Origin of the sequence: Streptomyces sp. NPDC004629 (genome assembly GCF_042873595.1) — a bacterium.
GTDB lineage: Bacteria > Actinomycetota > Actinomycetes > Streptomycetales > Streptomycetaceae > Streptomyces.
Genome location: NZ_JBIALO010000047.1, coordinates 23,019 through 46,614, shown reverse-complemented (window position 1 = coordinate 46,614; position 23,596 = coordinate 23,019). Strand labels below are relative to the sequence as shown.

The 23,596-nt window shown below is 72.7% G+C and carries 27 protein-coding genes; 18 read left to right on the top strand and 9 right to left on the bottom strand.

What is annotated here, in order from left to right:
• Positions 1-580: 580 nt before the first annotated feature.
• Together coaE and ACFYTE_RS39480 are read left to right on the top strand one after the other, a co-directional pair.
• The gene (coaE, locus tag ACFYTE_RS39485) at positions 581-1,213 is read left to right on the top strand and encodes a dephospho-CoA kinase (RefSeq protein WP_388721623.1); all 633 of its coding nucleotides are present in this window, start codon (positions 581-583) and stop codon (positions 1,211-1,213) included.
• 50 nt (positions 1,214-1,263) lie between these two features.
• Positions 1,264-1,644: a tetratricopeptide repeat protein gene (locus ACFYTE_RS39480; protein WP_351735063.1), complete on the top strand. Its 381-nt coding sequence runs from the start codon at positions 1,264-1,266 to the stop codon at positions 1,642-1,644.
• Between the two features lie 90 nt (positions 1,645-1,734).
• On the opposite strand, the gene ACFYTE_RS39475 is transcribed toward ACFYTE_RS39480, so the two are convergent.
• Positions 1,735-2,058 (bottom strand): DUF6343 family protein, encoded by a 324-nt coding sequence (locus ACFYTE_RS39475; protein WP_388721621.1) that lies wholly within the window; start codon positions 2,056-2,058, stop codon positions 1,735-1,737.
• 295 nt (positions 2,059-2,353) lie between these two features.
• Between ACFYTE_RS39475 and ACFYTE_RS39470 the strand changes: the two genes are divergently transcribed.
• Both ACFYTE_RS39470 and ACFYTE_RS39465 read left to right on the top strand, forming a co-directional pair.
• Positions 2,354-3,034 carry a class I SAM-dependent methyltransferase gene (locus tag ACFYTE_RS39470; protein ID WP_388721619.1) on the top strand — a complete coding sequence of 227 codons (681 nt, stop codon included), beginning with the start codon at positions 2,354-2,356 and terminating at the stop codon, positions 3,032-3,034.
• A 99-nt stretch (positions 3,035-3,133) separates the two neighbouring features.
• Entirely contained in the window at positions 3,134-3,598 is a 465-nt protein-coding gene (locus ACFYTE_RS39465) for a DoxX family protein (protein WP_388721617.1), read from the top strand.
• A gap of 6 nt (positions 3,599-3,604) precedes the next feature.
• Here ACFYTE_RS39465 and ACFYTE_RS39460 read toward each other — a convergent pair whose 3' ends face one another.
• The gene (locus ACFYTE_RS39460) at positions 3,605-4,234 is read right to left on the bottom strand and encodes an RNA-binding S4 domain-containing protein (protein ID WP_388721615.1); all 630 of its coding nucleotides are present in this window, start codon (positions 4,232-4,234) and stop codon (positions 3,605-3,607) included.
• A gap of 163 nt (positions 4,235-4,397) precedes the next feature.
• On the opposite strand from ACFYTE_RS39460, the gene ACFYTE_RS39455 reads away from it, so the two are divergent.
• Both ACFYTE_RS39455 and pip read left to right on the top strand, forming a co-directional pair.
• Positions 4,398-5,099: a uracil-DNA glycosylase gene (locus ACFYTE_RS39455; protein ID WP_388721612.1), complete on the top strand. Its 702-nt coding sequence runs from the start codon at positions 4,398-4,400 to the stop codon at positions 5,097-5,099.
• A 42-nt stretch (positions 5,100-5,141) separates the two neighbouring features.
• Positions 5,142-6,110, top strand: coding sequence for a prolyl aminopeptidase (gene pip, locus ACFYTE_RS39450; protein ID WP_388721609.1), 969 nt, complete (start codon positions 5,142-5,144; stop codon positions 6,108-6,110).
• On the opposite strand, the gene ACFYTE_RS39445 is transcribed toward pip, so the two are convergent.
• Positions 6,111-6,542, bottom strand: a complete 432-nt coding sequence (locus tag ACFYTE_RS39445; RefSeq protein ID WP_388721628.1) for a GNAT family N-acetyltransferase — start codon at positions 6,540-6,542, stop codon at positions 6,111-6,113.
• 227 nt (positions 6,543-6,769) lie between these two features.
• Between ACFYTE_RS39445 and ACFYTE_RS39440 the strand changes: the two genes are divergently transcribed.
• The 6 genes from ACFYTE_RS39440 to ACFYTE_RS39415 all read left to right on the top strand — a co-directional run bounded on the left by ACFYTE_RS39440 (position 6,770) and on the right by ACFYTE_RS39415 (position 13,233).
• Positions 6,770-7,582, top strand: coding sequence for a nucleotidyltransferase domain-containing protein (locus ACFYTE_RS39440; RefSeq protein WP_388721606.1), 813 nt, complete (start codon positions 6,770-6,772; stop codon positions 7,580-7,582).
• Positions 7,583-7,622: 40 nt separating this feature from the next.
• Positions 7,623-8,354 (top strand): hypothetical protein, encoded by a 732-nt coding sequence (locus tag ACFYTE_RS39435; protein WP_388721604.1) that lies wholly within the window; start codon positions 7,623-7,625, stop codon positions 8,352-8,354.
• A gap of 613 nt (positions 8,355-8,967) precedes the next feature.
• Positions 8,968-10,821 carry an FUSC family protein gene (locus tag ACFYTE_RS39430; RefSeq protein ID WP_388721601.1) on the top strand — a complete coding sequence of 618 codons (1,854 nt, stop codon included), beginning with the start codon at positions 8,968-8,970 and terminating at the stop codon, positions 10,819-10,821.
• A 161-nt stretch (positions 10,822-10,982) separates the two neighbouring features.
• Positions 10,983-12,149: a cytochrome P450 gene (locus tag ACFYTE_RS39425; RefSeq protein ID WP_388721598.1), complete on the top strand. Its 1,167-nt coding sequence runs from the start codon at positions 10,983-10,985 to the stop codon at positions 12,147-12,149.
• Between the two features lie 114 nt (positions 12,150-12,263).
• On the top strand, positions 12,264-12,908 hold the full coding sequence (locus tag ACFYTE_RS39420) for a DUF899 domain-containing protein (protein WP_388721595.1): 645 nt from the start codon (positions 12,264-12,266) through the stop codon (positions 12,906-12,908).
• 148 nt (positions 12,909-13,056) lie between these two features.
• Positions 13,057-13,233: a hypothetical protein gene (locus ACFYTE_RS39415; protein ID WP_388721592.1), complete on the top strand. Its 177-nt coding sequence runs from the start codon at positions 13,057-13,059 to the stop codon at positions 13,231-13,233.
• Positions 13,234-13,400: 167 nt separating this feature from the next.
• Here the strand turns inward: ACFYTE_RS39415 and ACFYTE_RS39410 are convergent, their stop codons facing one another.
• Together ACFYTE_RS39410 and ACFYTE_RS39405 are read right to left on the bottom strand one after the other, a co-directional pair.
• Positions 13,401-13,835, bottom strand: a complete 435-nt coding sequence (locus ACFYTE_RS39410; protein ID WP_388721590.1) for a hypothetical protein — start codon at positions 13,833-13,835, stop codon at positions 13,401-13,403.
• Positions 13,826-14,476, bottom strand: coding sequence for an ATP-binding protein (locus tag ACFYTE_RS39405; RefSeq protein WP_388721587.1), 651 nt, complete (start codon positions 14,474-14,476; stop codon positions 13,826-13,828). The genes ACFYTE_RS39410 and ACFYTE_RS39405 overlap by 10 nt, the downstream gene beginning before the upstream one ends.
• Before the next feature lie 220 nt (positions 14,477-14,696).
• Here ACFYTE_RS39405 and ACFYTE_RS39400 point away from each other — a divergent pair, with 220 nt between their 5' ends.
• From ACFYTE_RS39400 to ACFYTE_RS39390, 3 genes are all read left to right on the top strand, one after another.
• Positions 14,697-15,557 (top strand): helix-turn-helix domain-containing protein, encoded by an 861-nt coding sequence (locus ACFYTE_RS39400; RefSeq protein WP_388721584.1) that lies wholly within the window; start codon positions 14,697-14,699, stop codon positions 15,555-15,557.
• Positions 15,558-15,833 carry a DUF397 domain-containing protein gene (locus tag ACFYTE_RS39395; RefSeq protein WP_388721581.1) on the top strand — a complete coding sequence of 92 codons (276 nt, stop codon included), beginning with the start codon at positions 15,558-15,560 and terminating at the stop codon, positions 15,831-15,833.
• 107 nt (positions 15,834-15,940) lie between these two features.
• A complete protein-coding gene (locus tag ACFYTE_RS39390; protein ID WP_388721579.1) occupies positions 15,941-16,075 on the top strand; it encodes a hypothetical protein in 135 nt (44 codons plus the stop codon).
• 32 nt (positions 16,076-16,107) lie between these two features.
• Here ACFYTE_RS39390 and ACFYTE_RS39385 read toward each other — a convergent pair whose 3' ends face one another.
• The 3 genes from ACFYTE_RS39385 to ACFYTE_RS39375 form a co-directional block, all read right to left on the bottom strand.
• On the bottom strand, positions 16,108-17,595 hold the full coding sequence (locus ACFYTE_RS39385; protein WP_388721577.1) for a glutamate synthase subunit beta: 1,488 nt from the start codon (positions 17,593-17,595) through the stop codon (positions 16,108-16,110).
• A gap of 159 nt (positions 17,596-17,754) precedes the next feature.
• Positions 17,755-18,234: a DUF1772 domain-containing protein gene (locus ACFYTE_RS39380; RefSeq protein WP_388721626.1), complete on the bottom strand. Its 480-nt coding sequence runs from the start codon at positions 18,232-18,234 to the stop codon at positions 17,755-17,757.
• A gap of 141 nt (positions 18,235-18,375) precedes the next feature.
• Complete coding sequence (locus ACFYTE_RS39375) at positions 18,376-19,071, bottom strand: DUF2293 domain-containing protein (protein ID WP_388721574.1); 696 nt, start codon at positions 19,069-19,071, stop codon at positions 18,376-18,378.
• A 459-nt stretch (positions 19,072-19,530) separates the two neighbouring features.
• Here ACFYTE_RS39375 and ACFYTE_RS39370 point away from each other — a divergent pair, with 459 nt between their 5' ends.
• Both ACFYTE_RS39370 and ACFYTE_RS39365 read left to right on the top strand, forming a co-directional pair.
• Positions 19,531-20,163 (top strand): uridine kinase, encoded by a 633-nt coding sequence (locus tag ACFYTE_RS39370; protein ID WP_388721571.1) that lies wholly within the window; start codon positions 19,531-19,533, stop codon positions 20,161-20,163.
• A 306-nt stretch (positions 20,164-20,469) separates the two neighbouring features.
• Complete coding sequence (locus ACFYTE_RS39365; protein ID WP_388721568.1) at positions 20,470-20,904, top strand: CBS domain-containing protein; 435 nt, start codon at positions 20,470-20,472, stop codon at positions 20,902-20,904.
• 24 nt (positions 20,905-20,928) lie between these two features.
• Here the strand turns inward: ACFYTE_RS39365 and ACFYTE_RS39360 are convergent, their stop codons facing one another.
• Positions 20,929-22,056, bottom strand: a complete 1,128-nt coding sequence (locus ACFYTE_RS39360) for a magnesium and cobalt transport protein CorA (RefSeq protein ID WP_388721565.1) — start codon at positions 22,054-22,056, stop codon at positions 20,929-20,931.
• 212 nt (positions 22,057-22,268) lie between these two features.
• Here ACFYTE_RS39360 and ACFYTE_RS39355 point away from each other — a divergent pair, with 212 nt between their 5' ends.
• The gene (locus ACFYTE_RS39355) at positions 22,269-23,063 is read left to right on the top strand and encodes a methyltransferase domain-containing protein (protein WP_388721562.1); all 795 of its coding nucleotides are present in this window, start codon (positions 22,269-22,271) and stop codon (positions 23,061-23,063) included.
• The last annotated feature ends 533 nt before the right edge of the window (positions 23,064-23,596 follow it).

Genomic DNA, 23,596 nt, shown 5'->3' with positions numbered 1-23,596 from the left:
ACCTCCACGGACGCACCGGATCTACCTCACCCGCCCCGGCATCACGCCTGACCAGCGCAAACCCAGCCACCACACTCGGTTTCGAGAAGCCCTCTGAGTCTGGACTGTTTGGGCTGGGGGGTATCCGGGTCTGGACTGTCTGGGCTGGGGGTGTCCGGGTCGGGGTTTGTCCGGGCCGGAGGTGTCCGAGTCCGTGGCCGTTCGTGTGCGGGGCGGTTCGGGCCAGGTCCGTCCGAGTCCGGGGTCGATCGGGCCGCCCACGGGCAGCAGCCCCTTCGCGCAGCTGACGTACGCAGTGCAGGCACCGGCGCTCCCAACACGAGGGGCGCCACCCGCGAAGGGCCCCGACCCCGATGGCCGGGCCCCGACCGCTCCCACACGCCAACGGCCCGGACCCGGACAGCCCCGGCTGTAAAGGGTCCGGGCTCGATCGGCCCCGGACACAGACGCCGCCGGACACAGACGCCCCGGACACAGCCCCCGGGCTCGGATCCCAACCCGCAGCGACCGGGGGCGGCCCGGGGCGCAGGTCCCTCCCCTCCCACCCCGTCCGCCGAGCGCAGCGTCTAGGCTTCCGACCATGCTGAAAGTTGGCCTGACCGGCGGAATCGGCGCCGGAAAGAGCGAGGTGTCGCGGCTGCTCGTGGAGCACGGTGCCGTGCTGATCGACGCCGACCGCATCGCCCGCGAGGTCGTCGCGCCCGGCACCCCCGGACTCGCGGCGGTGGTCGACGCCTTCGGCGAGCGGGTCCTCGCCCCCGATGGCGGCCTGGACCGGCCCGGGCTCGGCGCGATCGTCTTCGCCGACCCCGAGAAGCTGGCCGTTCTCAACTCGATCGTGCACCCCTTGGTGGGCGCCCGCTCCCGTGAGCTGGAGAGCACAGCGGCCGACGATGCCGTCGTCGTGCACGACGTGCCGCTCCTCGCCGAGAACAGCCTCGCGCCCCTCTACGACGTCGTGGTCGTCGTCGACGCCAGCCCCGAGACCCAGCTCGACCGGCTCGTACGGCGGCGCGGCATGAGCGAGGACGACGCACGCGCGCGTATGGCGGCGCAGGCGACCCGGGACAAACGCCTGGAGATCGCGGACGTCGTCATCGACAACGACGTGCCCCTCGACGCCCTGCGGCGGCGCGTCGCCGAGGTGTGGGCCGACCTGGTCCGCAGGGAACACGCGCACCGCGCGGACGCGGCAGGGGCAGCCGGGGAATAGCATGCGCCCGACCGGGCGTTGAACGGTGTCTGCGAGGGAAGAAGTGTGCCGTGCCTGAGACCAGCGGATCGCCCGGACGTACTCCGGAAACGCATGTCATCGACTTCCGTGCCGCCGAGCATCTGCTCAACGCACGGGATCCGCGGGGCGCGGTGAAGCTGCTCGACGGAGTCATCGCCGCGCACCCCGAGAACACGGCCGCCCGTCTGCTCCGCGCGCGTGCCTTCTTTGCCGCCGCGCAACTGCGCCCCGCCGAGCTGGAATTCACCATCGTCCTGGAACGCGAGCCGGACAACGCGTTCGCGCACTTCGCTCTCGCCCGCACTTATGAGCGCCAGGGCCGCCGCGACCAGGCCAAGCGCCACTTCCGGCTGGCGGCGGCGCTCGACCCGAACCCGCAGTACCTGAAGGCGGCGCAGTTCGATTCCTGAGCCCGGCGGAGCCGTGAATACCGGTGCCACCCGATGGTCATGGGTGCCGGTGCCGGTGCCGGTGCCGGTGCCAGTGCTGGGGCGGGCGGCTCATGGGTGCCGGTGCTGGGGCGGGAGGCGGTACCGCGACCGGCGCTGCGACGGCCGGCGGTAGGGCGGGCTCGCCGGCGGAGCGTACGGCGGTACATCGCGGCCCGGCTGGTAGTGCGGCCCCTGCCGGATGTGCCGGACGATCATGATCAGGTCGACCGTGGTCACCAGCCACAGCAGCCCGCAGGCAATGGCCCAGCCCGTCCGGTCCAGCAGCGCGAACACCGCCGTTCCGAAGATCGCCCAGGCCACGCCCCACACGCTCAGCCAGAACCGCGCCCGCAGAGCACTGCGCGCGGTCGACGGCTCACTGCCCGTACGCATCGGATCATCACTCCTGTTTGCAACGTACTCTTCGATGCGGATGCCGACCAAGCGCACCGGCCGAGGGCATCAAGCGGACGCCGACCGGCAGGGGCCCGCCGTGCCGCCCGGCGTCGGCGGCCCGCCTGACCTGCTGCTCGACCTGGCGTGCCCCGGACCATGGCCGTCTGTCGCAGGCGACACGGCCGCGCCGGGGTACAGGCAGCGCACCGGCCCGTCCACTCGAACGGGTGAACTACTGCGGCATGGGAACGGGTGTGCGGCGCCGGGCCGTTGTTCGGGCATGACGGCTGAAATGCGAGAGGGATACGAGGGCACGGGACCCGGTGCGATCACCCCGGACGGCTGCGCGGTGGAGCTCTACTCGCGCCTGTCGGTCGGTGACGAGCCGGACATCATCGCCGCGGCCGTGCCGGCCGGGGCGAGCATCCTGGAACTGGGCAGCGGCGTCGGACGCGTGACCCACCCCCTGCTGGAGCGCGGGTTCACGGTCACCGCGGTCGACGAGTCCGCGGAGATGCTGGAGCGCATCCGTGGGGCGCGCACCATATGCAGCCCGATCGAGGACCTGGACCTGAGCGAGAGGTTCGACGTGGTGATGCTCGCGTCGTTCCTGGTGCACGCCGGGGACACAGAGGTGCGGCGCGGCCTGCTGCACACCTGCGCCCGGCATGTGGCGGAGGGCGGCTGCGTGCTGATCCAGCGGGAGGGCGAGGACTACCACACGAATCTCCCGAGGGAGCGGGTCGACCCGAGCGGCTACACCGTGCGCATGGTCTCGGCCGAGCCGGTCGGCGACGGGGTGAACTCGGTGCACGCGGAGTATGTGTTCCCGGACGCGGTCTGGACACAGACGTTCGCGGCCCGGCCACTGACGAAGGAACAGTTCGAGGGGGCGCTGGCGGAGGCCGGCCTGGAGGTGGACGAGTATCTGACACCGGACCGGGTGTGGGTCAGAGCGGTCCGGACGGCCTAGGGCTGTGACCGCCCCCGGTTCGCCGGACGGCGATGAGTTCCGCGCCGAAGAGGGGTCTGCCTCTACGACAGCGACCAGGACGCTTCAACGGGAGAACTCATGTCCGAGATCAGTGCCTCCGGCGCGTCCGCCACCGACACCGTCTCCGGTACGGTCATCGCCGAGTCCGCGACCCCGCGCGGCCGGCGCGCCCGTGCCGCCCTGTTCGGCCTGCAAGTGCTGCTCGCGCTCTTCTACGCCATCGCCAGTGCTCTGCCCAAGCTGATCGCGCACTCCTCGGCCGTCGACTCCTTCGACCGGATCGGCTGGGGCACCACCGGCATGTACATCATCGGCGTACTCGAACTGGCCGGGGCCGTGGCCCTGTTGATACCGGTCCTGCAGTCGGTGGCGGCCATGGCGCTCGGCGCGCTCATGGCGGGGGCGTTCGTCGTCCAGGTCACCATCTTCGACGGAGAGAACGCGGCGACCCCGCTCATCCTGATCGTGCCCCTGGCCCTCATCGCCTGGGCCCGACGCGGGCGCAACGCGGATCTGCTGCGCCTGGTGCGCCGACAGGCATGACCTGGGTCACCGGGACCCCGGGGGGCGGTTGCCGAGGCCGCGCAGGGCCCGCAGCCGTTCCAGTTCGCGGCGGTCCCGCTTGGTGGGGCGGCCGGCGCCGCGGTCGCGCACGCCCGCGGGGGCGACGGCATCCCGAGGCGGGGGAGGCGGCGAGTTGTCGACATAGCACTGAACCGCCACGGGGGCGCCGACCCGCTTGCGGATCAGGCGCTTGACGATGACGATCCGCTCCCGGCCCTCGTGCCGCAGCCGCACCTCGTCGCCGACGCGCACGGAGTACGCGGGCTTCACTCGCTCGCCGTTGACGTGGACGTGCCCGCCACGGCAGGCGGCGGCGCCGAGCGAGCGGGTCTTGATCAGGCGGACCGCCCAGATCCAGCTGTCGATGCGGACGGTCTCGCCCTGTCCCGGACCGGCCGCCCGGGCGGCGGCCTCCGCCGCGGCGACCTTGGGGTCCATGGCATCGCCGGCGGGTGCGTCCGAGGAGCCCCTCAGCTCGGCGTCGGCCCGCGCGGAAAGGGCCTCGGCCGGGGCGTTGGCTGGGGCGTCGGCCCTGGCACCCGTCCCGGGGCCCGTCGGGGAGCCGGTCCGCTCGGTCCCATGGTCGCCGTTCACGTCCGCATCCTCGGAAGCCATGCCCCGACCTTAGCTCGCAGAACCGGGGAACACGGCAGCGTTTTCATGCCTGCGGCTCTCGGCTGCTCGTCGCGTGGCGGCGCTCGTCGCCTGCTGTCTGTGCCGTCTGCCGTTTCTGTCTGTGGCGGCGGGTGTGGCCGTTCGCCGGGCATACCGTGGGGGCATGGACAGCAGTGGTCTTGACGCTCTCGACCGGTGCATCGCCGGCTGCCGGGCCTGCCCGCGGCTGGTCGCATGGCGCGAGGAGGTGGCCCGGACCAAGCGCGCGGCCTTCGCCGACTGGACGTACTGGGGCCGCCCGGTGCCCGGCTACGGACCGTCCGACGCCCGGCTGCTGATCCTCGGGCTGGCGCCTGCCGCGCACGGCGGGAACCGGACCGGCCGCATGTTCACCGGCGACCGCTCGGGCGACGTGCTGTACCGGGCGCTGTACGACATCGGGCTGGCCTCGCAGCCCACCTCCGTGAGCGCCGACGACGGTCTGGAACTGTACGGCGTGCGCGTCACCTCGCCCGTGCACTGCGCCCCGCCCGCCAACCGGCCGACGCCCGCCGAACGCGACACCTGCCGCCCCTGGCTGGTGCGGGAGCTGGGGTTGCTGCGGCCCACCCTGCGGGCCGCGGTCGTGCTGGGTGCCTTCGGCTGGCAGGCCGCGCTGCCCGCCTTCGCCGCGGCGGGCTGGACGATCCCGCGTCCCCGGCCGGCCTTCGCGCACGGCGCCCGGGTGTCCCTCGACGGGCTGGACCTCTTCGGTTGCTTCCACGTCAGCCAGCGCAACACCTTCACCGGACGGCTCACGCCCGAGATGCTGCGGGAGGTGCTGCGCACGGCGGCGGACGCGGCCGGGCTGCCGGGCCGGAAATGAAATGAGAGGACAGGCCCGCCGCCGGGTCGTTACGGTGCCCCGATGGGCCTCTATCCGGAGATCGAACCGTACGACCACGGCATGCTCGACGTCGGTGACGGCAATCTCGTCCACTGGGAGACCTGCGGCAATCCGCACGGCAAGCCCGCGGTCATGCTGCACGGCGGCCCCGGCTCCGGCAGCACCCCGCAGCTGCGCCGCTACTGCGACCCGGCCGCCTATCGCATCGTGCTGCTCGACCAGCGCGGCAGCGGTCGTTCGACGCCGAGGGCGAGCGCGTACGGCACCGACATGAGCGTCAACACGACGGCCCATCTGATCGCCGACCTGGAACTGCTGCGCCGGCACCTCGGGATCGAGCGGTGGCTGGTGTGGGGCATCTCCTGGGGGTCGGTGCTGGGCCTGCGGTACGCGCAGACGCATCCGGAGGCCGTGTCCGAGCTGGTGCTGGCCGGGGTGGCGACCGGCTCCGACGCCGAAGTGACGCTGCTGACCAGGGGGTTGGGGAAGATCTTCCCTGAGGCGTTCGAGCGGTTCCTGGCCGGGCTGCCCGAGGGCGAGCGGGACGGCAACCTCGCCGCCGCCTACCACCGGTTGCTGGAGTCGCCCGACCAGGCCGTGCGGGAGCGGGCGGCGCGCGCCTGGACCGACTGGGAGACGGCGATCGTCCCCGCGCCGCCGCGTTCGGTCGAGCGGTACGAGGACCCGGAGTTCCGGATGGGCTTCGCCCGCACGGTCACCCACTACTGGGGCAGCGACCACTTCCTGGGCGAGGGCAACGACACGGGCGTCGTACTGCGCGACGCGCACCTGTTGAAGGGCATTCCGGGGACCCTCGTCCAGGGCAGTCTCGACCTGGCCAACCTCGTCGGGATGGTCTGGCGGCTCCATCACGCCTGGCCCGGCAGCGAGTTGGTGGTCGTGGACGAGGCCGGCCACAACGCGGGCGCGCCGGGCATCGTGGACGCGGTGGTGGCGGCTACGGACAAGTACGCGGCGTCCGCGCGCTGATCACGGCCGCCACACATAGCGAACGTCCGGCTCGCGCTCCTCGTTCGCGCTGCCGTGCGTGAACTCGACGGCGACAAAGCCGCGCCGCTCGTGGAAGCGGTGGGCGGGCTTGTTGACCTGGAAGGTCCACAGGGTGAGGCCCTCGGGACCGCGTTCCTTGGCCAGGCCGACGAACCGGTCACCGATGCCGCGGCCCCGCCACCGGGGGTCGAGGCAGAGCTGGGAGAGCGTCGCGCCGTCGAGCACCATCACCCCCACGATGCCGCCCCCGCCGACCGCCTCGGCGACCCACGTCTCCCTGAGCGGTACGACGGCGTCACGGAAGTAGTCCCGTACGGCGTCGTCGGACCGCGGGCGGGTGACCGTCGGCAGCGCGGCGTCGTAGGAACGCAGCCAGACATCGGCGGCGGCACGCGCGTCGGGGCGGACAATCTGCCGATCATGCGGGGCAGGTCCCGCGTCCGCATCCGAATTATTCGGCTCGCGCGACCGACCCACCCCACATAGGCTCCCGCCGATCCTTACCTTCCGCCGTTCCCCGCCTCTGCCGATCTCTCCCTCCCGCCGTTCTCCGCCTCCGCCGATCTCCGCCTAGCGCCGATCTCCGCGGAAGCGCACAGCACCGCACCCGACGTCCCGTTCACCCGCCGGAGCCGCCCATGCCGTCCGATCCCGACCAGATGTTCCTGGACACCACCGCCCACCGCCTCGCCGCGCTCACCGCCGTCCGGGCCGTGGCACTCGGCGGCTCCCGGGCCCAGGGCACCCACCGCCCGGACAGCGACTGGGACCTCGCCGTCTACTACCGGGGCCGCTTCGACCCCGCGGAGCTGCGCGCCCTCGGCTGGCCGGGGGAGGTGTCCGAGATCGGCGGCTGGGGCGGCGGTGTCTTCAACGGCGGCGCCTGGCTGACCATCGACGGCCGTCGCGTCGACGTGCACTACCGCGATCTGGACGTCGTAGAGCACGAACTGGCGCAGGCGCGGGAGGGCCGCTTCCGGGTGGAGCCGCTGCTCTTCCACCTCGCCGGCATCCCCAGCTACCTGGTCGTCGCGGAACTCGCGGTCAACACGGTGCTACGGGGAGAACTGCCACGCCCCGCGGCCTACCCGCCGAAGCTGCGCCGAACCGCCCCCGAACACTGGCGGGGCACCGCCCGCGCCACCCTCGCCTACGCCAAGGCCAACCACGCGCCGCACGGCCGCCTCACCGAGGTCGCCGGCGCCCTCGCCGTGGCCGCCGCCCAGACCGCCCACGCGGTGCTCGCGGCCCGCGGGGAATGGGTGACCAACGAGAAACGGCTGCTGGAGCGGGCGGGACTGCGCGCCGTCGACGGCATCGTGACCGGTCTGGACGGCACCGGGCCGGTGGCCGGGATCGAGCGCGCCGAGGCCCTGTTCGAGGAGTCGGTCGCCGCGGTCCGCGCCATGACCGATGGCCCGGCCACCGCTGACCGCCGGACCGCCGAATAATCGTTCGAGATGGCTGAGTTGACGCTGCTAACGTCTTCCCGTGGCGAAACTCAACCAGATCATCGCAGTCGAGAAGGGCATCAAGTCCAAGGCGCACCAGGACCTGACGACCACTCATCACGGGCTGCAGAAGCCCGCGTTGCTCGCGGGCATCTCCCGGACGTACCAGCCGAAGGACGAGGAGGGCGAGCAGTTGCCGCCCGAGTCGACGCGGGTGCAGGTCAAGGCCGAGGACGTGCTGCGGGAGACCGCGGCGATCCTGACGCGGCTGTTCGACGTGACCGCCACCAAGGACTGGGCCAACTGCACCGCGCGGGCGGACGTGACCGTGGACGGGCGGGTGCTCGTCGCCGACGTCCCCGTCTCCTACCTGCTGTTCCTGGAGAAGCAGCTCGTCGACCTCAACACCTTCGTGCGGAAGCTGCCGGTGCTCGACGCCTCCGAGTCGTGGGCGCAGGACCCGTCCACCGACGCCTGGAAGACCGAGCCGGTACGGACGCTGCGCACCAAGAAGGTGCCGCGCAACCACGTCAAGGCGGAGGCCACCGACAAGCATCCGGCCCAGGTCGAGGTCTACTACGAGGACGTGCCCATCGGATACTGGACCACCGTGAAGTTCTCCGGCGCGCTTCCCGCCCGCCGCGTCAACGAACTCCTCGACCGGGTCGAGAAGTTGCAGCAGGCCGTGAAGTTCGCGCGAGAGGAGGCCAACGGCGTCGACGTCGTCGACCAGCGGATCGGTGACGCCGTGTTCGGTTACCTCTTCCGATAACCGCACCCTGTGAGACTCCCCGGTCCCGGTGACCGGGGTGCGCGAGGAGCGCAAGCTGAAGCTGAGGCTTGTCGTGACTGCGCGGTTCCAGTGGAGGTTCGAGTCCTCCCCGCGGCATCCATGGACCATCCCCGTGCCGCGGTGGCCCAACAGGCAGAGGCAGACCGCGATCAATCTCAGACTCTCGCTCCAGACTCAGCATTCGCCGTCGATCGCCGGATCGACCGGGCCCAGGCCCCAGGGCGTCGAGATGCCGGTTCAAGTCCGGTCCGCACAGCTCGATGTGCGGTGGTCCAAAGGCAGGACGCGACGACATAACGACTGACCTGGACCCTCAAGCGTGCCGGCGTGTGATCGTGGACGGCATTCCAGGGCCCGGGGGCAGGCTACGCCCCCGGGTCCGCTCCCGTTCGGCCGGACGATCCGGCCGGGACCCGGTCCGGCCGCGCCGTTGTGTTCATAAAGAACGCCCCCCTCCGGTCAACCGTCACACGGCGGAAACACAACCGCTCCATTGCGTACGGTCCCGCGATCTACCGTGGACCCACAGCCCACCCGCCACGGCCGCCGTCGCCCGAAGGCACACCCCGCCCTCGTCCGGACAGGAGCCCCGGTGACCCGCGCCCTCCCCGCAGCCCCGCCCTGGCTCGCCCACGCCCTCAGCGCCCAGCGCGGGCCCGTGCCCTGGAGCGCCGTCGCGCGCGGGGCGCTCGCCGCGGGCCCGCTGCTGCTCGGCGCCGTCCTCGGCGGCCACGCCTCCCTCGGTGTCGTCGCCGCCATCGCCGCCATGCTCGCCGGGATCAACGACCGGCCCGGCAGCCGTAGGGCGGCGGTCGCGCGGCTCGGTGTGCCCGCGCTCGCCGGGGCGGTGGGGCTGCTGGCCGGGACGTACACGAGCCGGTACCTCGGCGCCGTCCCACTGACCCTGCTGCTGACCGGCCTCGGGCTCGTCGCCGGCGGCATGAGCGCGGTCGGACCCGTCGCATCCGGCGCCGGCACGCAGTTGCTCGTCGCCGCCGCGATCGGGGCCGGCATGCCGCTGCCCGAACCGGGCTGGCTGCGCGCGCTCGCCTTCCTCGCCGGAGCCGGCTGGCTGCTCGCGCTGCGGCTCGCCCTGCCCACGCCCGGCGCCCTCACCGGCGACTACCGGTTCGACGGGGAACGGGCGGCGGTGGCCGATGTGTACGACGCCGTAGCCGACCTGCTCGACGCCGCCGGCACCGGCGCGGCCGTACGGCGCCGGGCCGCGCTCACCGCCGCCCTCGACCATGCACAGGACGCCCTCGCCGGACCCCGGCTGCGCCGGTACGCGAGCTGCGCGGCCGAGCGCCGGCTGCACGCCCGGTACGCCGCCGCGCTGCCGCTCGCCGAGGCCGCGACCGCGCTCGCCTGGGCCGGGGAAGCGGTGTCCGGCCGGGCCTGCGAAGGGCCCCGCAGGCTCGCCGCCGCCGTCCGCGGCAACCGTCCCACCGGACCGCTGCCCGCGCCCAGCCGCTGCGCGCCGGCCCTGCGCGCCCTCGACGACGCACTCCTGCACGCCGCCGACGTCTTCGACCGGGGCAAGGACGGCGACCTGCACACCCGCAGGCGGCGGACGCGGGATGCGCTCCGCACGGCGCTGGGCACCGGCGGACGGGAGTACGGACTGCGCGTCGCCCTGTGCTTCGGGGCGAGCGCGGCCATCGCCCAGTCCCTGCACCACGCCCGCTGGTACGGGCAGCACCAGCACTGGTACTGGCTGCCCGCCACCGCCGTCTTCCTCGTCAAGCCCGACCTCGGCCCGCTGGCGTCACGGGTGCTGTGCCGGGCCGCCGGGACCGTTCTCGGTGCCCTCGTCTTCGCCGGGCTCGCCGCCGTACTGCCCCGGCCCGCGGGGCTCGTCGCGCTGGTCGCCGTCAGCGGGGCGCTCATCCCGGTCGCCACCCGGCACTTCGCCGCGCAGACCGCCGTCGTCACCGTGCTCGTGCTCGCCCTCGTCATGGTCGGCGGGGAGCCGCAGGCCTCCGTCAGCCGGATCGGCGAGACGCTGCTGGCCTGCGCGCTCGTGCTGGTCGTCGGGCATCTGCCGATGCCGGGGGAGCGGGGCGCGGGCGTACGGGCCCGGCTCGCCGCGGCCGGGAGCGCCGCGCACGCCTACCTCACCCATGTCCTCGCGGGGTGCGAGGACCGCCCCGAGCGGTGGGCGCTGCGCCGCGAGGCCTACCGCACCCTCGCCGCGGCCCGTACCGCCATCGCCCTCGCCGCCGCCGAACTGCCCGCCCTGGCCCGGCACACCGAGGGCACCGACGCGGTGGCGTCCGTCCTGGAACGGCTCGTCGACACGACCACGGCCTGCGCCGTGCACCTCGACGACACCGGACGGCTCAGCCCGCGCCACACCGAGCAACTCGACGCACTGCTCACGGAGCTGGAGCGCGACGGACGGCAACTCGGGCCCATGGCCCCGGAACTGCCGCTCACAGCCTGACGCCGCATCTGGCCGGTCGTCGTCGCCTGCCCCGCCTGCCTCGCCGGCCACCGCGCCTCACCGTCCCGCCGGTCCGTCCCGACCGCCGCCTTGTCCCGCCGCCGAGTGCCGCCTTCAGGAGTAGGCCACCCGAGCACCCGCTTCTTTCTAGGCTGTGCCTCATGGATCCCGCGGACGGCCTCCTCGACCACCCGTACGACGTGTACCGGCGGCTGCGCGACAACGCGCCGGTGCACCGCATCACCGGCCCCGACGGCACCCCCGCCTGGCTCGTCACCCGCTACGACGACGTGCGCGAAGCCCTCGCCGACCCCCGGCTCGCGCTCGACAAACGGCACGCCTCGGCGGGCACCTACAAGGGTTTCTCGCTGCCACCCGCCCTCGACGCCAACCTGCTCAACATGGACCCGCCCGACCACACGCGCGTGCGCCGCCTGGTCGGCCGGGCCTTCACACCGCGCCGCGTGCAGCGGTTGCGGGCGCCGATCCGGCATACCGCTGACGCGCTGCTCGACGTGCTCGGCCCGCACGGCAGCGCCGACCTCGTCGCCGCATACGCCGCACCCCTGCCGATCACCGTCATCTGCGACCTGCTCGGCATTCCGGACGAGCACCGGTTCGACTTCAGGGTCTGGACGGACAGCCTCGTCGCCCCCGACCCGGCACGGCCCGAGGCCGGCAAGGAGGCCGTGGTGGCGATGCTGGGCTATTTCACCCGGCTGCTGCGCGACAAGCGCGCCGAGCCGGGCGACGACCTGCTCTCCGACCTGATCGCGGTGCGCGACGGCGGCGACCGGCTGAGCGAGGACGAACTGATGTCCCTCGCCTTCCTCATTCTGTTCGCCGGCTACGAGAACGCGGTACAGCTCATCGGCAATTCGGTGCTCGCCCTCCTCAGCCACCCCGACCAGCTCGCCGCGCTGCGCCGGGACCCCGGCCTGCTGCCGGGCGCCGTCGAGGAGTTCGTCCGCTACGAGGGGCCCGCGCTGCTCGCCATCCGGCGCTTCCCGGTCGAGGACGTCACGATCGGCGGGGTGACCGTGCCCGCGGGCGAGACGGTCTGGGTGTCACCGGCGGCCGCCAACCGCGACCCCGCCCGCTTCCCCGACCCCGACCGCCTCGACCTCGGCCGTGACGCCGGCGGACACCTCGCCCTCGGCCACGGCATCCACTACTGCCTCGGCGCTCCACTGGCTCGCGCGGAGACCGAGATCGCCCTGGCCGCCCTGCTGGAGCGGCTTCCGGATCTGGCCCTCGCCGACGGCGAGTTGCGGTGGCGCCGGTCGCTGCGCGCGCGGGGGCTGGTCGCGTTGCCCGTGACGTACTGACTGCGGCGCCCGTGCCGCGCGGTGGAGGAAAATCCTCCGTGCGGCGATGAGTTCCGCCCGGCCCGCCGGTCACCACCCAGAGCACAGGGTCGTGACCGTCGTACAGGAGGCTCCATGCGGTTACCGGAGATCGTCTCGCGCGAGCAGTGGCGCGCGGCGCGGGCGGAATTGCTCGCCAAGGAGGAGGCGGTCCGGCGCGCACGCGACGTGCTGAACGCGGAGCGGCGCCGGCTGCCCGTGGTCGAGATCGACACGGAGTACGTGTTCGAGGGCGGCGACGGTAAAGCGACGCTTCTCGACCTGTTCGAGGGGCGGCGCCAGCTCGTCGTCCACCACTTCATGTTCGCGCCCGAATGGGACGCGGGCTGCCCCGACTGCTCCGCCTTCCTCGACCAGATCGGGCATCTGGCGCACCTCCACGCGCGCGGGACGTCGTTCGCGGTCGTCTCCCGGGCGCCGTTCACCCGGATCCTGCCGTTCAAGGCGCGGATGGGCTGGACGCTGCCGTGGTTCTCGTCGTGCGACAACGACTTCAACCGGGACTTCGAGGTGACCCTGGAACGGGACGGTACGCTCGCCGACCGGGCCGGGATCAGCTGCTTCCTGCGCGAGCACGACCGGGTCTTCCACACCTACTCGGCCTACGAGAACGGGCTGGACGCACTGGGCTCCGTCCCCAGCCTGCTGGACCTGACGGCGCTCGGCCGCACCCCCGAAGGCAGTGACCGGGTCCGCCACCACGACGAGTACGACTGCTGACACGGACGTGCGTGAACCGACGGAACGTGATCGGACCCTCACCGTGGGCGTCGAGCCGGTGTCACCTGCGTCTCATTCGGGTCACCGGGCGCACCGTGTCCCACCTCCAGGGCGTTGACTCATCGCAGTACGACGTGGGAGGTACAGGATGGTGAACGGGCGAACCGTGCTCGAACGCTTTCCCGCCGGAGGACCGCGCGGATCGTGGCCGGCCGAGGAGTTCGCGCAGGCGCGACGGCTGGAGGGACTGCCCGCGGAGGTCGTCATGGACCTCGCGACGGACAGCTTCCTGGTCGTCGTCCGCGGCGGCGAGCGCACCGGGTGACCCGGTGAGACGGCGGCAGGGGGCTGACGCGGCGCCTTCGCGTGGGCGGCTTCGTCGTGAGCCGGGCCGCCCGGCAACGAGGTGCCCGGCAACGAGGTGCCCGGCAACGAGGCGCCCGGCAACGAGGCGCTAGGCCGGTCCGGGCCGCCGCGCCCTTCAGCCGGCGGCTATGCGCTGAGCTGGCGGGACCAGTCCGGTGTGGTCCCCGTCACTCGGCACAGGGCCAGATAGAGCGGGATCGGCGGGGTGTACGGCACTGTGCCGTCCGGCCGGTGGATGAGGCGGCTGGTGGCGGGCAGACGGGCGCCGGGCGCGTAGTGCGCCGGGGTCGGCCAGGTGAGCGCGTAGTCGGAGTCCGACGGGACGAGCCACCACCAGTGCGATCCGTCGGCGTACACACAACCCACCCGCGGCAGCCGGGGGACGACGAGCGGCCCGAAGCGGGCGGGCACCGCAACGGCGTCGCAGCCCAGTGGTGTCGTCATTCCCTCGGGAAGCGCGAGCCGCCCGGTCGCGCCCGGCGAACGCTGCTCGCGCCGCAGCCGCACCAGGGTGTCGAGCCCGAGTACCGGACCGTGATGGGGGGCGTCGCTCACAGCCATTCAGCCCTCCCGGACTGCCGTGTCTCCGTCTGGGATGTCCTGCGGTACTGCTTCTGCACCCGCTCCTCCTCGCCGGTGCCCCGGCCGGGGCCGGGCTTGGGACGGGTGCCCCAGCCCAGGTCGTTGCGCGGTTCTGCGGTGTCCGGGGCGGCATCGGCCCGGCACGGCAGCTCGGCCCAGACCAGCAGGCCGGGCCCGTGCTCCTGGGCGCCCCAGGCCCGGCACATGGCATCCACGAGGAGCAATCCCCTCCCGTGCTCCTCCTCGGCCCGCCGTGGGGACGGGCGGGGGTCACCCGGCGCGCACCCCTCGTCACGCACGGCTATCCGCAGCACGTCGTCGTGGTCGCGCAGCTCGCACACCACCCGGCTGCTGGCCGTGTGCACGATCGCGTTGGTGACCAGCTCCGAGATGACCAGGACTGCGGTGTCGCAGGTGTCCGCGCACACCGACCAGCCGGACAGCCGGTCCCGCGTCAGGCGTCTCGCCTGGGCGGGTGAGCCCGGATGTGCGGCCAGCTCGAATCGGAACCGACGCTCGGCAGCGGCCTGACCTGCGGCTGCTCCCGCGACGGCGCCGAGACCCGGTCGGTCTGCGGCGGCCTCTGCTCCTAAGGGCGCGGACGGAATCACGCTTGCCACTATCGCCCCGCCGTGAACACTTGGCAAGTGTCACTCTGAAAATTGCAGAGTGCTGTGTGACTCGGTCGGGTGCCATGGCACACTGCTCGCAACAGCACGTCCGGCGGCGCCAGTTCGAATCACCGGCGATCCAGCTGATCACCGATGACTTCCTCGAACGGCGCCGCAGGGCTGTCCGGATTCATGCGTGTCCAGCGCGTTCAAGAGGTGGAGGTGGAGCGTGAGCGAACCGCGGTCCGCGCCGACCGTGGGCCAGGTCGTCCTCGGTCGGCGCCTGCTGGACCTGCGGGAACGCGCCGGGCTCAAGCGTGACGAGGCCGCCCGCATCCTCCGTGTGGCCCCCGCCACCGTCCGCCGCATGGAGATGGCCGAAGTCGCCCTCAAGATCCCGTACCTCCAGTTGCTCCTGAAGGCCTACGGCGTCACCGACGACGAGGCCGACCTCTTCGTGCAGCTCGCCGAGGACGCCAACAAGCCCGGCTGGTGGCAGCGCTTCCACGACATCCTGCCGGGCTGGTTCTCGATGTACGTCAGCCTCGAAGGCGCGGCCAGCCTGATCCGCTCGTACGAACCGCACTTCGTGCCCGGCCTGCTGCAGACCGAGGACTACGCGCGCGGTGTCCTGGAATCCGGCGCCATAGGCCAGACCCAGCCCGAGGACATCGAGCGCCACGTCGCCCTGCGCATGCAGCGCCAGGATCTGCTCACCCGCGCCGACGCGCCCCGTTTCTGGGTGGTGATGGACGAGACCGTCCTGCTGCGCCAGGTCGGCGGCCCCAAGGCGATGCGCGCGCAGATCGACAAGCTGCTTGAGGCCGCAAAGCTGCCCAACGTGACCCTCCAGATCGCCCCGTTCGCCAGCGGGCCGCATCCGGGCACGTACGGGCCCTTCGTGCTGTTCCGATTCGCCGTGTCGGAACTGCCGGACATGGTTTACAGCGAGTACCTGACCGGCGCCGTCTACCTGGACGCGCGCTCGGAGGTGGCGACCCACCTTGAGGTCATGGACCGCATGGCGGCGCAGGCCGCCACGGCACATCGCACCAAGGAGATCCTCCGGGATCTTCGCAAGGAGTTGTGAATGGAACGCAGCAAGACCCACGCCAAGCCGCTGCCCCGCGCCCAGCGGATCTACAACGGCATGCCCGCGCGCGAGTTGGGCAGCGAGGGCTGGCACAAGCCGTGGAGCGGCGGCAACGGAGGTAACTGCCTGGAGGCCATGAAGCTCGCCGACGGCCGGATCGCCGTCCGTCAGTCGACCGACCCGGACGGACCGGCGCTCATCTACACCACGGACGAGATGACCGCCTTCATACAGGGCGCGAAGGCGGGTGACGCGGACTTCCTGCTGTCCTGAACCAACGCACGTTGATGGTGCTGCTAACTCGACTTCCCTCTACTCGACTTCCCTGTTCTGGTACCGACTTGATCACCGACCGCGACCGACGCTTACGGAGTGCCCCCATGACCGGGCAGGACCGCACCACCGCCATCGAGACCGACACCGGCAGCCCGCATCCCGCGCGCGCGTACGACCGGTACCGCGGCGGCAAGGACCACCACACCGCAGCGGAGTGGGGGTACCGCCCACGCCCGTAAGACAGCGGGGGAGGGCCGGCAGCCGCCGGCCCTCACACGGCCATCGGCCGGTCGTACGCCGATATCGGCGCAGGCAGCCGCGAACTCCCCGTCAGATACCGGTCCACCGCCGCGGCCACCGCCCGGCCCTCCGCGATCGCCCACACGATCAGCGACTGTCCGCGCGCGGCGTCCCCGGCGGCGAACACGCCGGGGACGCGGGTCGCGAAACCGGCGTCCCGTGCGATCGTGCCACGCGCGTCCATCGCCAGCCCCAGCTGGTCGATCAGCCCGTCCGTACGGTCGGGCCCGGAGAAGCCGAGCGCGATCAGCACCAGGTCCGCGGGCAGGGTCCGTCCGGTGCCCGGCAACGGCCGGCGCGCCGCGTCCACCTCCACCAGATGCAGCGACCGCACATGCCCGCTCTCGTCCCCGGTGAAGCGCAGCGTCGACGCCGCGAACAGCCGCGCGTCCGCGTCGGCCGCCGGCGCCGTCACCAGGTCGCGCGCCTCCTCGTGCGCGGCCGACAGCCGGTAGATCTTCGGATACGTCGGCCAGGGCTCGGCGTCCGCGTCCCGCTCGGCGTCCGGCTGGGCGTAGATGTCCAGCTGGGTCACGGACGCGGCGCCGTCCCGGACCGCCGTGCCCAGACAGTCCGCACCGGTGTCGCCGCCGCCCACGATGACGACGTGCTTCCCCGCCGCGCACAGCGGCGAGACCGTCAGATCGCCCTCGCCCACCCGGTTGGACAGCGGCAGATACTCCATCGCCTGGTGAATCCCCGCCAACTCCCGCCCCGGCACGGCAAGTTCCCGCCATGCCGTGGCCCCCGTGGCGATCACCACGGCGTCGTAGCGCGTTCGCAGTTCCTCCGCCCCGACGTCCCGCCCGACCAGCGTCGACGTACGGAACCTGGTGCCCTCGGCGCGCATCTGCTCCAGCCGCCGCTCCAGGTGCCGCTTCTCCATCTTGAAGGACGGGATGCCGTACCGCAGCAGCCCGCCCACCCGGTCGTCCCGCTCGTACACGGCGACGGTGTGGCCGGCCCGGGTCAGTTGCTGTGCCGCGGCGAGCCCCGTGGGGCCCGATCCGATCACCGCGACCGTCCGCCCGGACAGCCGGTCCGGCGGCCGGGGCTGGGTGAAGCCCTCCTGCCAGGCCCGGTCGGCGATGGCGCACTCGACGTTCTTGATGGTCACCGCCGGCTGGTTGATCGCGAGCACGCACCCCGCCTCGCACGGCGCCGGACACAACCGGCCCGTGAACTCAGGGAAGTTGTTCGTGGCATGCAGCCGGTCGGCGGCCGCCCGCCAGTCCTCGCGCGCCACCAGGTCGTTCCACTCGGGGATCAGGTTCCCCAGCGGACAGGCGTCGTGGCAGAACGGTATGCCGCAGTCCATGCACCGGTCGGCCTGCTTGCTGATGATGGGCAGCAGCGCCCCTGGGACGTACACCTCGTCCCAGTCCCCGACCCGTTCCTCGACGGGCCGACGTGGCCACTCCTCGCGCGGCGTGGTCATAAAACCCTTGGGGTCGGCCATGGTCGTCTTCCTTGCCTCCGCCTACGACGGGCCATGCGCCTTCGGGCGGCACTCCTGCGGCCACGATACGTCCCCCCGGCCGCCCCCGCAGGGCCGCCGACGGCCCCTTCCCCCGCAGCCGGCCCGCCCTGGACCCACGCGGGCGGCCATCGGACGCACTCAGGTGAGCGCCAGCACATACGCCACCGCGGCGGCGGCCGAGGCGACCGTGCGGACGTGGTTCCACATGGTCCACTCGCGCACATACGTCGGCCAGTACGCGGCGGCCTCCGGGCTGCCCGGCTCCATCCCGGCCAGGGTGTCGTTGCGGGGCACGTTCGCGACCACCGTCAGCCCGAACGAACCGAACAGGAACAGCGCGCTGCCCAGCAGCAACTCCACCTTGCCGCCGTCCGGCCACAGCACGAACGTCACCACGGCGATCATCGCGCACAGCACCGCGGACCCCGCGAACACCAGCATGAACGCGGGCGTCACAGCGGCCACGTTGATCGCGTTCATCGCGGCGACGCCCTGCGCAGGAGGCAACGCGCCCAGCCCGCGCATGACGAACGTGGAGAACCCGCAGAACACCCCGGCCACCAGCCCGGTACCGAGCACCCCCAGCACGATCAGCACGAAGTACGGCCCGTCGATCATGTCCTCATCCACTCCCCACCTCGAACCGGGTCCACCCGGCACCCACCGTCGCCCCAGTGAATTCCCCCCCCGCGAAACCCTGCCCATCGCCGTGACGCGCGAGCGCATGCGCGAGCGTCCAGCCGCCCCGGCCTGCCGGTCTCACCCCACGTCCGCGCCGGCCCCCCGCCACCCGTGCAGCACCGTCTCCACGGCCGCCGCGATCCGCCGCCGCGCCTCGTGCCGCGGCACCCCGCTCATCAGCAGCCGGTCGTAGGGCGTGTCCAGGTGCCGCACGGCCGCCACGACCGCCGAGACCACCGCACCCTCGGACAGCGACCGCCCCGCCGCGCTGCGCCCCACCCGCCCGCTGCCCCGCACGGACGCATGCCCGGCGATCGCCTCCGCCCTGTCGGCCGGGCACCCGGGAAACAGCCGCCGGATCTCCGCCGCGAACGCCTGCGCGAACCGCGCGTCCTGCACCGCCCGGCGCCGCGCGTCCCGCGCCCGGCGCCGTCTTCGCGCCTCCGCGTCGGCCAGGCACCGCACCTCCGCCCGGGCCAGGGCCGCCTCCTCGACGAGCACACCCTGCCGCTCGTACCGGCTCCTGCGCCGGTTGAACCGCACCACCACCGCCGACAGCCCGCTCTCCTCCCGCGACCTGCGCGTCAGCGCCGTGTCGCCGCGCGGCAGGAACACCAGATGACCGAGGTCGGCGCAGTCGAGGCAGCGTGGCACCCCGTCCTCGAACACGAGCAGGGACAACGGTCCGCGACGGCATGCGGCGCACTGCGTGCGCCGCAGCGGCTGGATCACGAGAAGTCCGTCGGACGACGGGTGAGTTGCGAGGCGCGCCATCCCCGGTACCTTCCCCGCCCGGCCCCGGTTCTCCCGTACGTCAGCGCGCCCCCGCATCCCCCCGAAGCCGGCCTCCCGCGTCCGCGTGGAGCCGTGACCCCGCACCCCCGCAAAGGCCCGCGCCTGGGGCGAGGCCTATCTGCCGGCCCTCCTCGCCGCCCGCCGCACCCACGAACGGCTCTCCTGACCGCCAGCGGCCCCCCCACGGCCCGCCGGACCTCGCGACCGGGCGCCAGGACCGGCCGGCAAGCGCGGCTGCCGCGGAACCCGGCACCGGCGCCCGCCCCGCCGTCGGGCGCCCGCCCCGCCGTCGGGCCCCAGCACCGGCGCCCGCCCCGCCGTCGGGCCCCGGAACCTGGCGCCCACCCCGCCGTCGGGCCGCGGACCCCGTGGCGGCTGCCGGACGGCCCTGGTCGGTCCCCGTGCCGGTGCGGTCGGCCGGCGCGGCATCATGGGCCCGTGCGACTTGAAGCGATCACCTGGGACCGCCTCGCCGAACGGCTGGCCGAGCGGCTGCTCGATGTCCGGCCCGCGGACGGCGGCACCTGGCCGCGCGTCGCCTTCGACGGCGCCTCGGCCGCCCGCCCGGGCGACCTCGCGGAGCGGGTCGCGCAGGCGCTGCGAGTACGCGGCCGTCCCTCGCTCGTCGTGGACGCCGAAGGATTCCTGCGCCCCGCCTCCGTCCGGCTGGAACACGGTCACCGGGACGTGGAGTCGTACTACAGGGGCTGGTTCGACACCGCGGCACTGTGGCGCGAGGTCTTCGGCCCGCTCGAACCCGGCGGCGACGGCCGCGTCCTGCCCGACCTGTGGGATCCGGCCACTGACCGGGCCACCCGCAGTTCCTACGTCCGACTCCCGCCCGGCGGGCTGCTGTTGCTGCACGGTCCGCTCCTTCTGCGGCACTGGTTTCCCTTCGACCTGACCGTCCATGTCCTCCTCTCACCGGGCGCCCTGCGCCGCCGCACCCCCGAGGCGGACCACTGGACGCTGCCCGCCTTCGAGCGGTACGCGGACGAGACCGACCCCGCCACGGCGGCCGACGTCCTGGTCCGCGCCGACGACCCCCGGCACCCCGCCTGGAACGGCTGAACCACCCCGCACGTGGACCTTCCCTGTGTGGACCTCCCTGGCGTGGATCTTCCCTGCGTGGACCTGCCTCGGGTGGATCTTCCCTGGCGTGGATCTTCCCTGCGTGGACCTTTCCTGCGCGGGCCTTTCCCCACGCGGGCCTTCTCCCGCTGCGGGCGCGGCCTGCCCGCGCTTCGAGGCGGAGGGGCGGAGCGAGGCCCGCGTCTGCGGGTGCGGAGACCGGGCCGGGCGCGGGAGAATGAAGGCCGCCGGGACCAGCGGTGTTTCCCGCGCCGCGCCGGCCAGTCCGGTACCGGGAGGTGCACCATGACCACCGCCGGAGACATCATGCACCGTGGCGCCCAGTGGATCCCCGCCCACGAGACCCTGGACCGCGCCGCCCAGTTGATGCGCGAGCTGAACGTCGGGGCGCTGCCCATCAGCGACGAGAACGAACGGCTCTGCGGCATTCTCACCGACCGCGACATCGTGGTCGGCTGTGTGGCCATGGGCCACGACCCCGCCAAGATCACCGCAGGGCAGATGGCCCATGGCACGCCCCGCTGGATCGAGGCGAGCGCCGACGTCGGTGAAGTTCTCCAGGAGATGCGGGGGCACCAGATCCGCCGCCTGCCCGTCATCGAGAACAAGCGTCTGGTCGGCATGATCAGCGAGGCCGACCTCGCCGAACACCTGAGGGAGGACCAGATCGCCGCCTTCACCGAGAGCGTCTACGCCCGGACCACGCCGCCCGGCCGCTGACGCCCGGGCCCGGCCCCGGGCCGGTCACAGCCAGCCGTTGCGCCTGAACCCTCGGTACAGCGTCAGACACGCGACGGATATCACCCCGATGACCAGCGGATAGCCGAACCGCCAGCGCAGCTCCGGCATGTGCTCGAAGTTCATGCCGTAGACCCCGCACACCATCGTCGGTACGGCGATGATCGCGGCCCAGGCCGTGATCTTCCGCATGTCCTCGTTCTGCGCGACCGTCACCTGTGCCAGATGGGCCTGGAGGATCGAGTTGAGCAGCTCGTCGAAGGAGGCGATCTGCTCCTTCGCCCGTATCAAGTGGTCGAGGACATCCCTGAAATAGGCCTGTATCTCCGGGTCGACCACCCGGATCGGCCGTGTGGCGAGGTCCTCGACCGGACGGGCGAGCGGCACCACCGCCCGCTTCAGTTCGAGGAGTTCACGCTTCAGTTGGTAGATACGCCCGGGGTCGACCCGCGCGCCGTTCTCCGCGAACACGTCCGTCTCGACCTGGTCGATGTCGGACTGCAGCGCGTCCGTCACGGTCAGGTACTCGTCCACCACATGGTCCGCGATGGCGTGCAGCACCGCCGCCGGGCCCTTGGCCAGCTGCTCGGGCTGCGACTCCAGTTCCTCGCGCAGCGGTCCCAGCGAGCCGTGCCGTCCGTGCCGCACCGTGATCACGAAGTCCTGGCCGAGGAACACCATGATCTCGCCGGTGTCCACCACCTCGCTCGTCGCCGTCAGCTCCTCGTGCTCGACGTAGCAGACCGTCTTGAACACCACGAACATCGTCTCCCCGTACCGCTCCAGCTTCGGGCGCTGGTGGGCCTCCACCGCGTCCTCGACCGCCAGCGGATGCAGGTCGAACAGTTCGGCGATGCCGGCGAACTCGGCGTCCGTCGGCTCATGCAGCCCGAGCCACACGAATCCGTCGCCGCTCTTGCGTATCCGCTCCACGGTGTCGAGCAGGTCGCCGCCGCCGGAGACCCGGGCGCCGTCCCGGTACGTCACGCAGTTGACCACCGAGGAGCCCAGGGGCGACCGGGCGGGATGGCTCAGATCGACGCGCGGTCGCCGCCGGGCCAGCCGCGCGACCTTGCGCAGGCGGCCCACCCCGCTCAGGTCCCTGACCTTGCGCAGATTCCCTGCCATGGACATCCGGATCCCCCTGCCTGGTACTCCTCGCGCTGTGCTGTCGCGCCTTGACCAGAAAGTCTGCCAGCCCGGCGCGAGACGCGGGCAAGCCTGTGGGAACGGCGCATTCCGCTAGGTTCCCGGCTGTGGACAAGCCGTCAAGGCCATAGCGGGCCGCTGGTCGCGCCGGAGCGTCGACCATCCTCGGCCGGCGGGCCGACTGGGATGATCGCAACATGACACAATCCGACGGTTATCTCCTCGACAACCGGCAGGCCGAGGCGGGGCAGCGCTTCGACGCCTTCGCCACCCTCTTCGACCCCACCACTTTCCGGCACCTGGCGGACTTCGGGCTGGGGCTCGGCTGGCGTTGCTGGGAGGTCGGAGCCGGAGGTACCTCGGTGGTGTCCTGGCTGGCCAAGAAGGTCGGCCCGACCGGCAAGGTCGTCGCCACCGACATCGACACCTCGCTGCTCCTCCCGGCCGCCCGTCCGCCCGTCGAGGTGCGCGTCCATGACGTCGGCGCGCACGAGCCGCCAGGGGAGGGGTTCGACCTGGTGCACGCTCGCCTGGTCCTCGTACACGTCCCGGACCGGGAGCGGGCGCTGCACTCGATGATCCGAGCGCTGCGGCCCGGCGGACGGCTCCTGATCGAGGACGCCGACCCCGCGCTCCAGCCCCTCGTCTGCCCCGATGAGTACGGCCCCGAGCAGCAACTCGCCAACCGGCTGCGCAAGGGCTTTCGCAGCCTGCTCGCCGAGCGCGGCGCCGACCTGTCCTACGGCCGCAGACTCCCGCGCCTGCTGCGCGAGGCCGGACTGCGCGACGTGCAGGCCGACGCGTACTTTCCGCTCACCTCGCCCGCCTGCGCGGCGCTGGAGTCCGCCACCGTGCGGCAGATCCGGGACCGGCTCGTCGCCGCGGGACTGGCCACCGACGAGGACATCGACCAGCATCTCGCCAACGTCGCCGCGGGCGGCATGGACCTGGTCACGGCACCGATGATCTCGGCGTGGGGGCGCAAGGCATAGGCCGAACCGTCCCGCCGTGCCGCGCCCGACGACCGCTTTCTCCGCCCGTCCGCAGTACCGCACGGCCCTGAGCCGCCGTCCGCGTCTGCGCTGCGCCGACGAGGCTTATTGCGCCGCGTGAGACGCCCGCTGTGTCGCACGGGGCGTGGGCCCACGCGAGGCGTATTGCGCCACGCGAGACGTAGGCGCCGCAAGAGGCAGACTGCGCCGCACGCCATCGGCGCCTGATCACCGCACACCTGCCCGACGACCGAGGCTGCGAGACGCATCGCGCCGGACGAGACGAACTGTGCCGCGCGAGGCGTACTGCGCCGTACGGGTCCTTCTGCGCCGCGCTACGCCTTCCGCCCCGCATGACGGCTGCCCCGCACGACGCTTGCGGCGCAGCGCCGATGGCGTTGCCCCCGCATGCCCCACGTACCTGCGCTGTCGCGCCTCTCCCGCCTGTCACCAGCATCGCCGCGCCCGAGCTGCGGGAAGTCCGGCGGGCCCGCCACATCGCACACGCCACCGCGCCACGGGCCGGTCAGCGC

What these genes read in the sequence shown, in the direction of transcription:
- ACFYTE_RS39395 (WP_388721581.1), top strand. Translation starts at nt 15,558, where the DNA reads ATGGAACGCAGCAAGACCCACGCCAAGCCGCTGCCCCGCGCCCAGCGG.
- pip (WP_388721609.1), top strand. Translation starts at nt 5,142, where the DNA reads ATGGGCCTCTATCCGGAGATCGAACCGTACGACCACGGCATGCTCGAC.
- ACFYTE_RS39380 (WP_388721626.1), bottom strand. Translation starts at nt 18,234, where the DNA reads ATGATCGACGGGCCGTACTTCGTGCTGATCGTGCTGGGGGTGCTCGGT.
- coaE (WP_388721623.1), top strand. Translation starts at nt 581, where the DNA reads ATGCTGAAAGTTGGCCTGACCGGCGGAATCGGCGCCGGAAAGAGCGAG.
- ACFYTE_RS39385 (WP_388721577.1), bottom strand. Translation starts at nt 17,595, where the DNA reads ATGGCCGACCCCAAGGGTTTTATGACCACGCCGCGCGAGGAGTGGCCA.
- ACFYTE_RS39455 (WP_388721612.1), top strand. Translation starts at nt 4,398, where the DNA reads ATGGACAGCAGTGGTCTTGACGCTCTCGACCGGTGCATCGCCGGCTGC.
- ACFYTE_RS39475 (WP_388721621.1), bottom strand. Translation starts at nt 2,058, where the DNA reads ATGCGTACGGGCAGTGAGCCGTCGACCGCGCGCAGTGCTCTGCGGGCG.
- ACFYTE_RS39465 (WP_388721617.1), top strand. Translation starts at nt 3,134, where the DNA reads ATGTCCGAGATCAGTGCCTCCGGCGCGTCCGCCACCGACACCGTCTCC.
- ACFYTE_RS39360 (WP_388721565.1), bottom strand. Translation starts at nt 22,056, where the DNA reads ATGTCCATGGCAGGGAATCTGCGCAAGGTCAGGGACCTGAGCGGGGTG.
- ACFYTE_RS39425 (WP_388721598.1), top strand. Translation starts at nt 10,983, where the DNA reads ATGGATCCCGCGGACGGCCTCCTCGACCACCCGTACGACGTGTACCGG.
- ACFYTE_RS39420 (WP_388721595.1), top strand. Translation starts at nt 12,264, where the DNA reads ATGCGGTTACCGGAGATCGTCTCGCGCGAGCAGTGGCGCGCGGCGCGG.
- ACFYTE_RS39460 (WP_388721615.1), bottom strand. Translation starts at nt 4,234, where the DNA reads ATGGCTTCCGAGGATGCGGACGTGAACGGCGACCATGGGACCGAGCGG.
- ACFYTE_RS39415 (WP_388721592.1), top strand. Translation starts at nt 13,057, where the DNA reads ATGGTGAACGGGCGAACCGTGCTCGAACGCTTTCCCGCCGGAGGACCG.
- ACFYTE_RS39390 (WP_388721579.1), top strand. Translation starts at nt 15,941, where the DNA reads ATGACCGGGCAGGACCGCACCACCGCCATCGAGACCGACACCGGCAGC.
- ACFYTE_RS39410 (WP_388721590.1), bottom strand. Translation starts at nt 13,835, where the DNA reads ATGGCTGTGAGCGACGCCCCCCATCACGGTCCGGTACTCGGGCTCGAC.
- ACFYTE_RS39375 (WP_388721574.1), bottom strand. Translation starts at nt 19,071, where the DNA reads ATGGCGCGCCTCGCAACTCACCCGTCGTCCGACGGACTTCTCGTGATC.
- ACFYTE_RS39470 (WP_388721619.1), top strand. Translation starts at nt 2,354, where the DNA reads ATGCGAGAGGGATACGAGGGCACGGGACCCGGTGCGATCACCCCGGAC.
- ACFYTE_RS39440 (WP_388721606.1), top strand. Translation starts at nt 6,770, where the DNA reads ATGCCGTCCGATCCCGACCAGATGTTCCTGGACACCACCGCCCACCGC.
- ACFYTE_RS39365 (WP_388721568.1), top strand. Translation starts at nt 20,470, where the DNA reads ATGACCACCGCCGGAGACATCATGCACCGTGGCGCCCAGTGGATCCCC.
- ACFYTE_RS39355 (WP_388721562.1), top strand. Translation starts at nt 22,269, where the DNA reads ATGACACAATCCGACGGTTATCTCCTCGACAACCGGCAGGCCGAGGCG.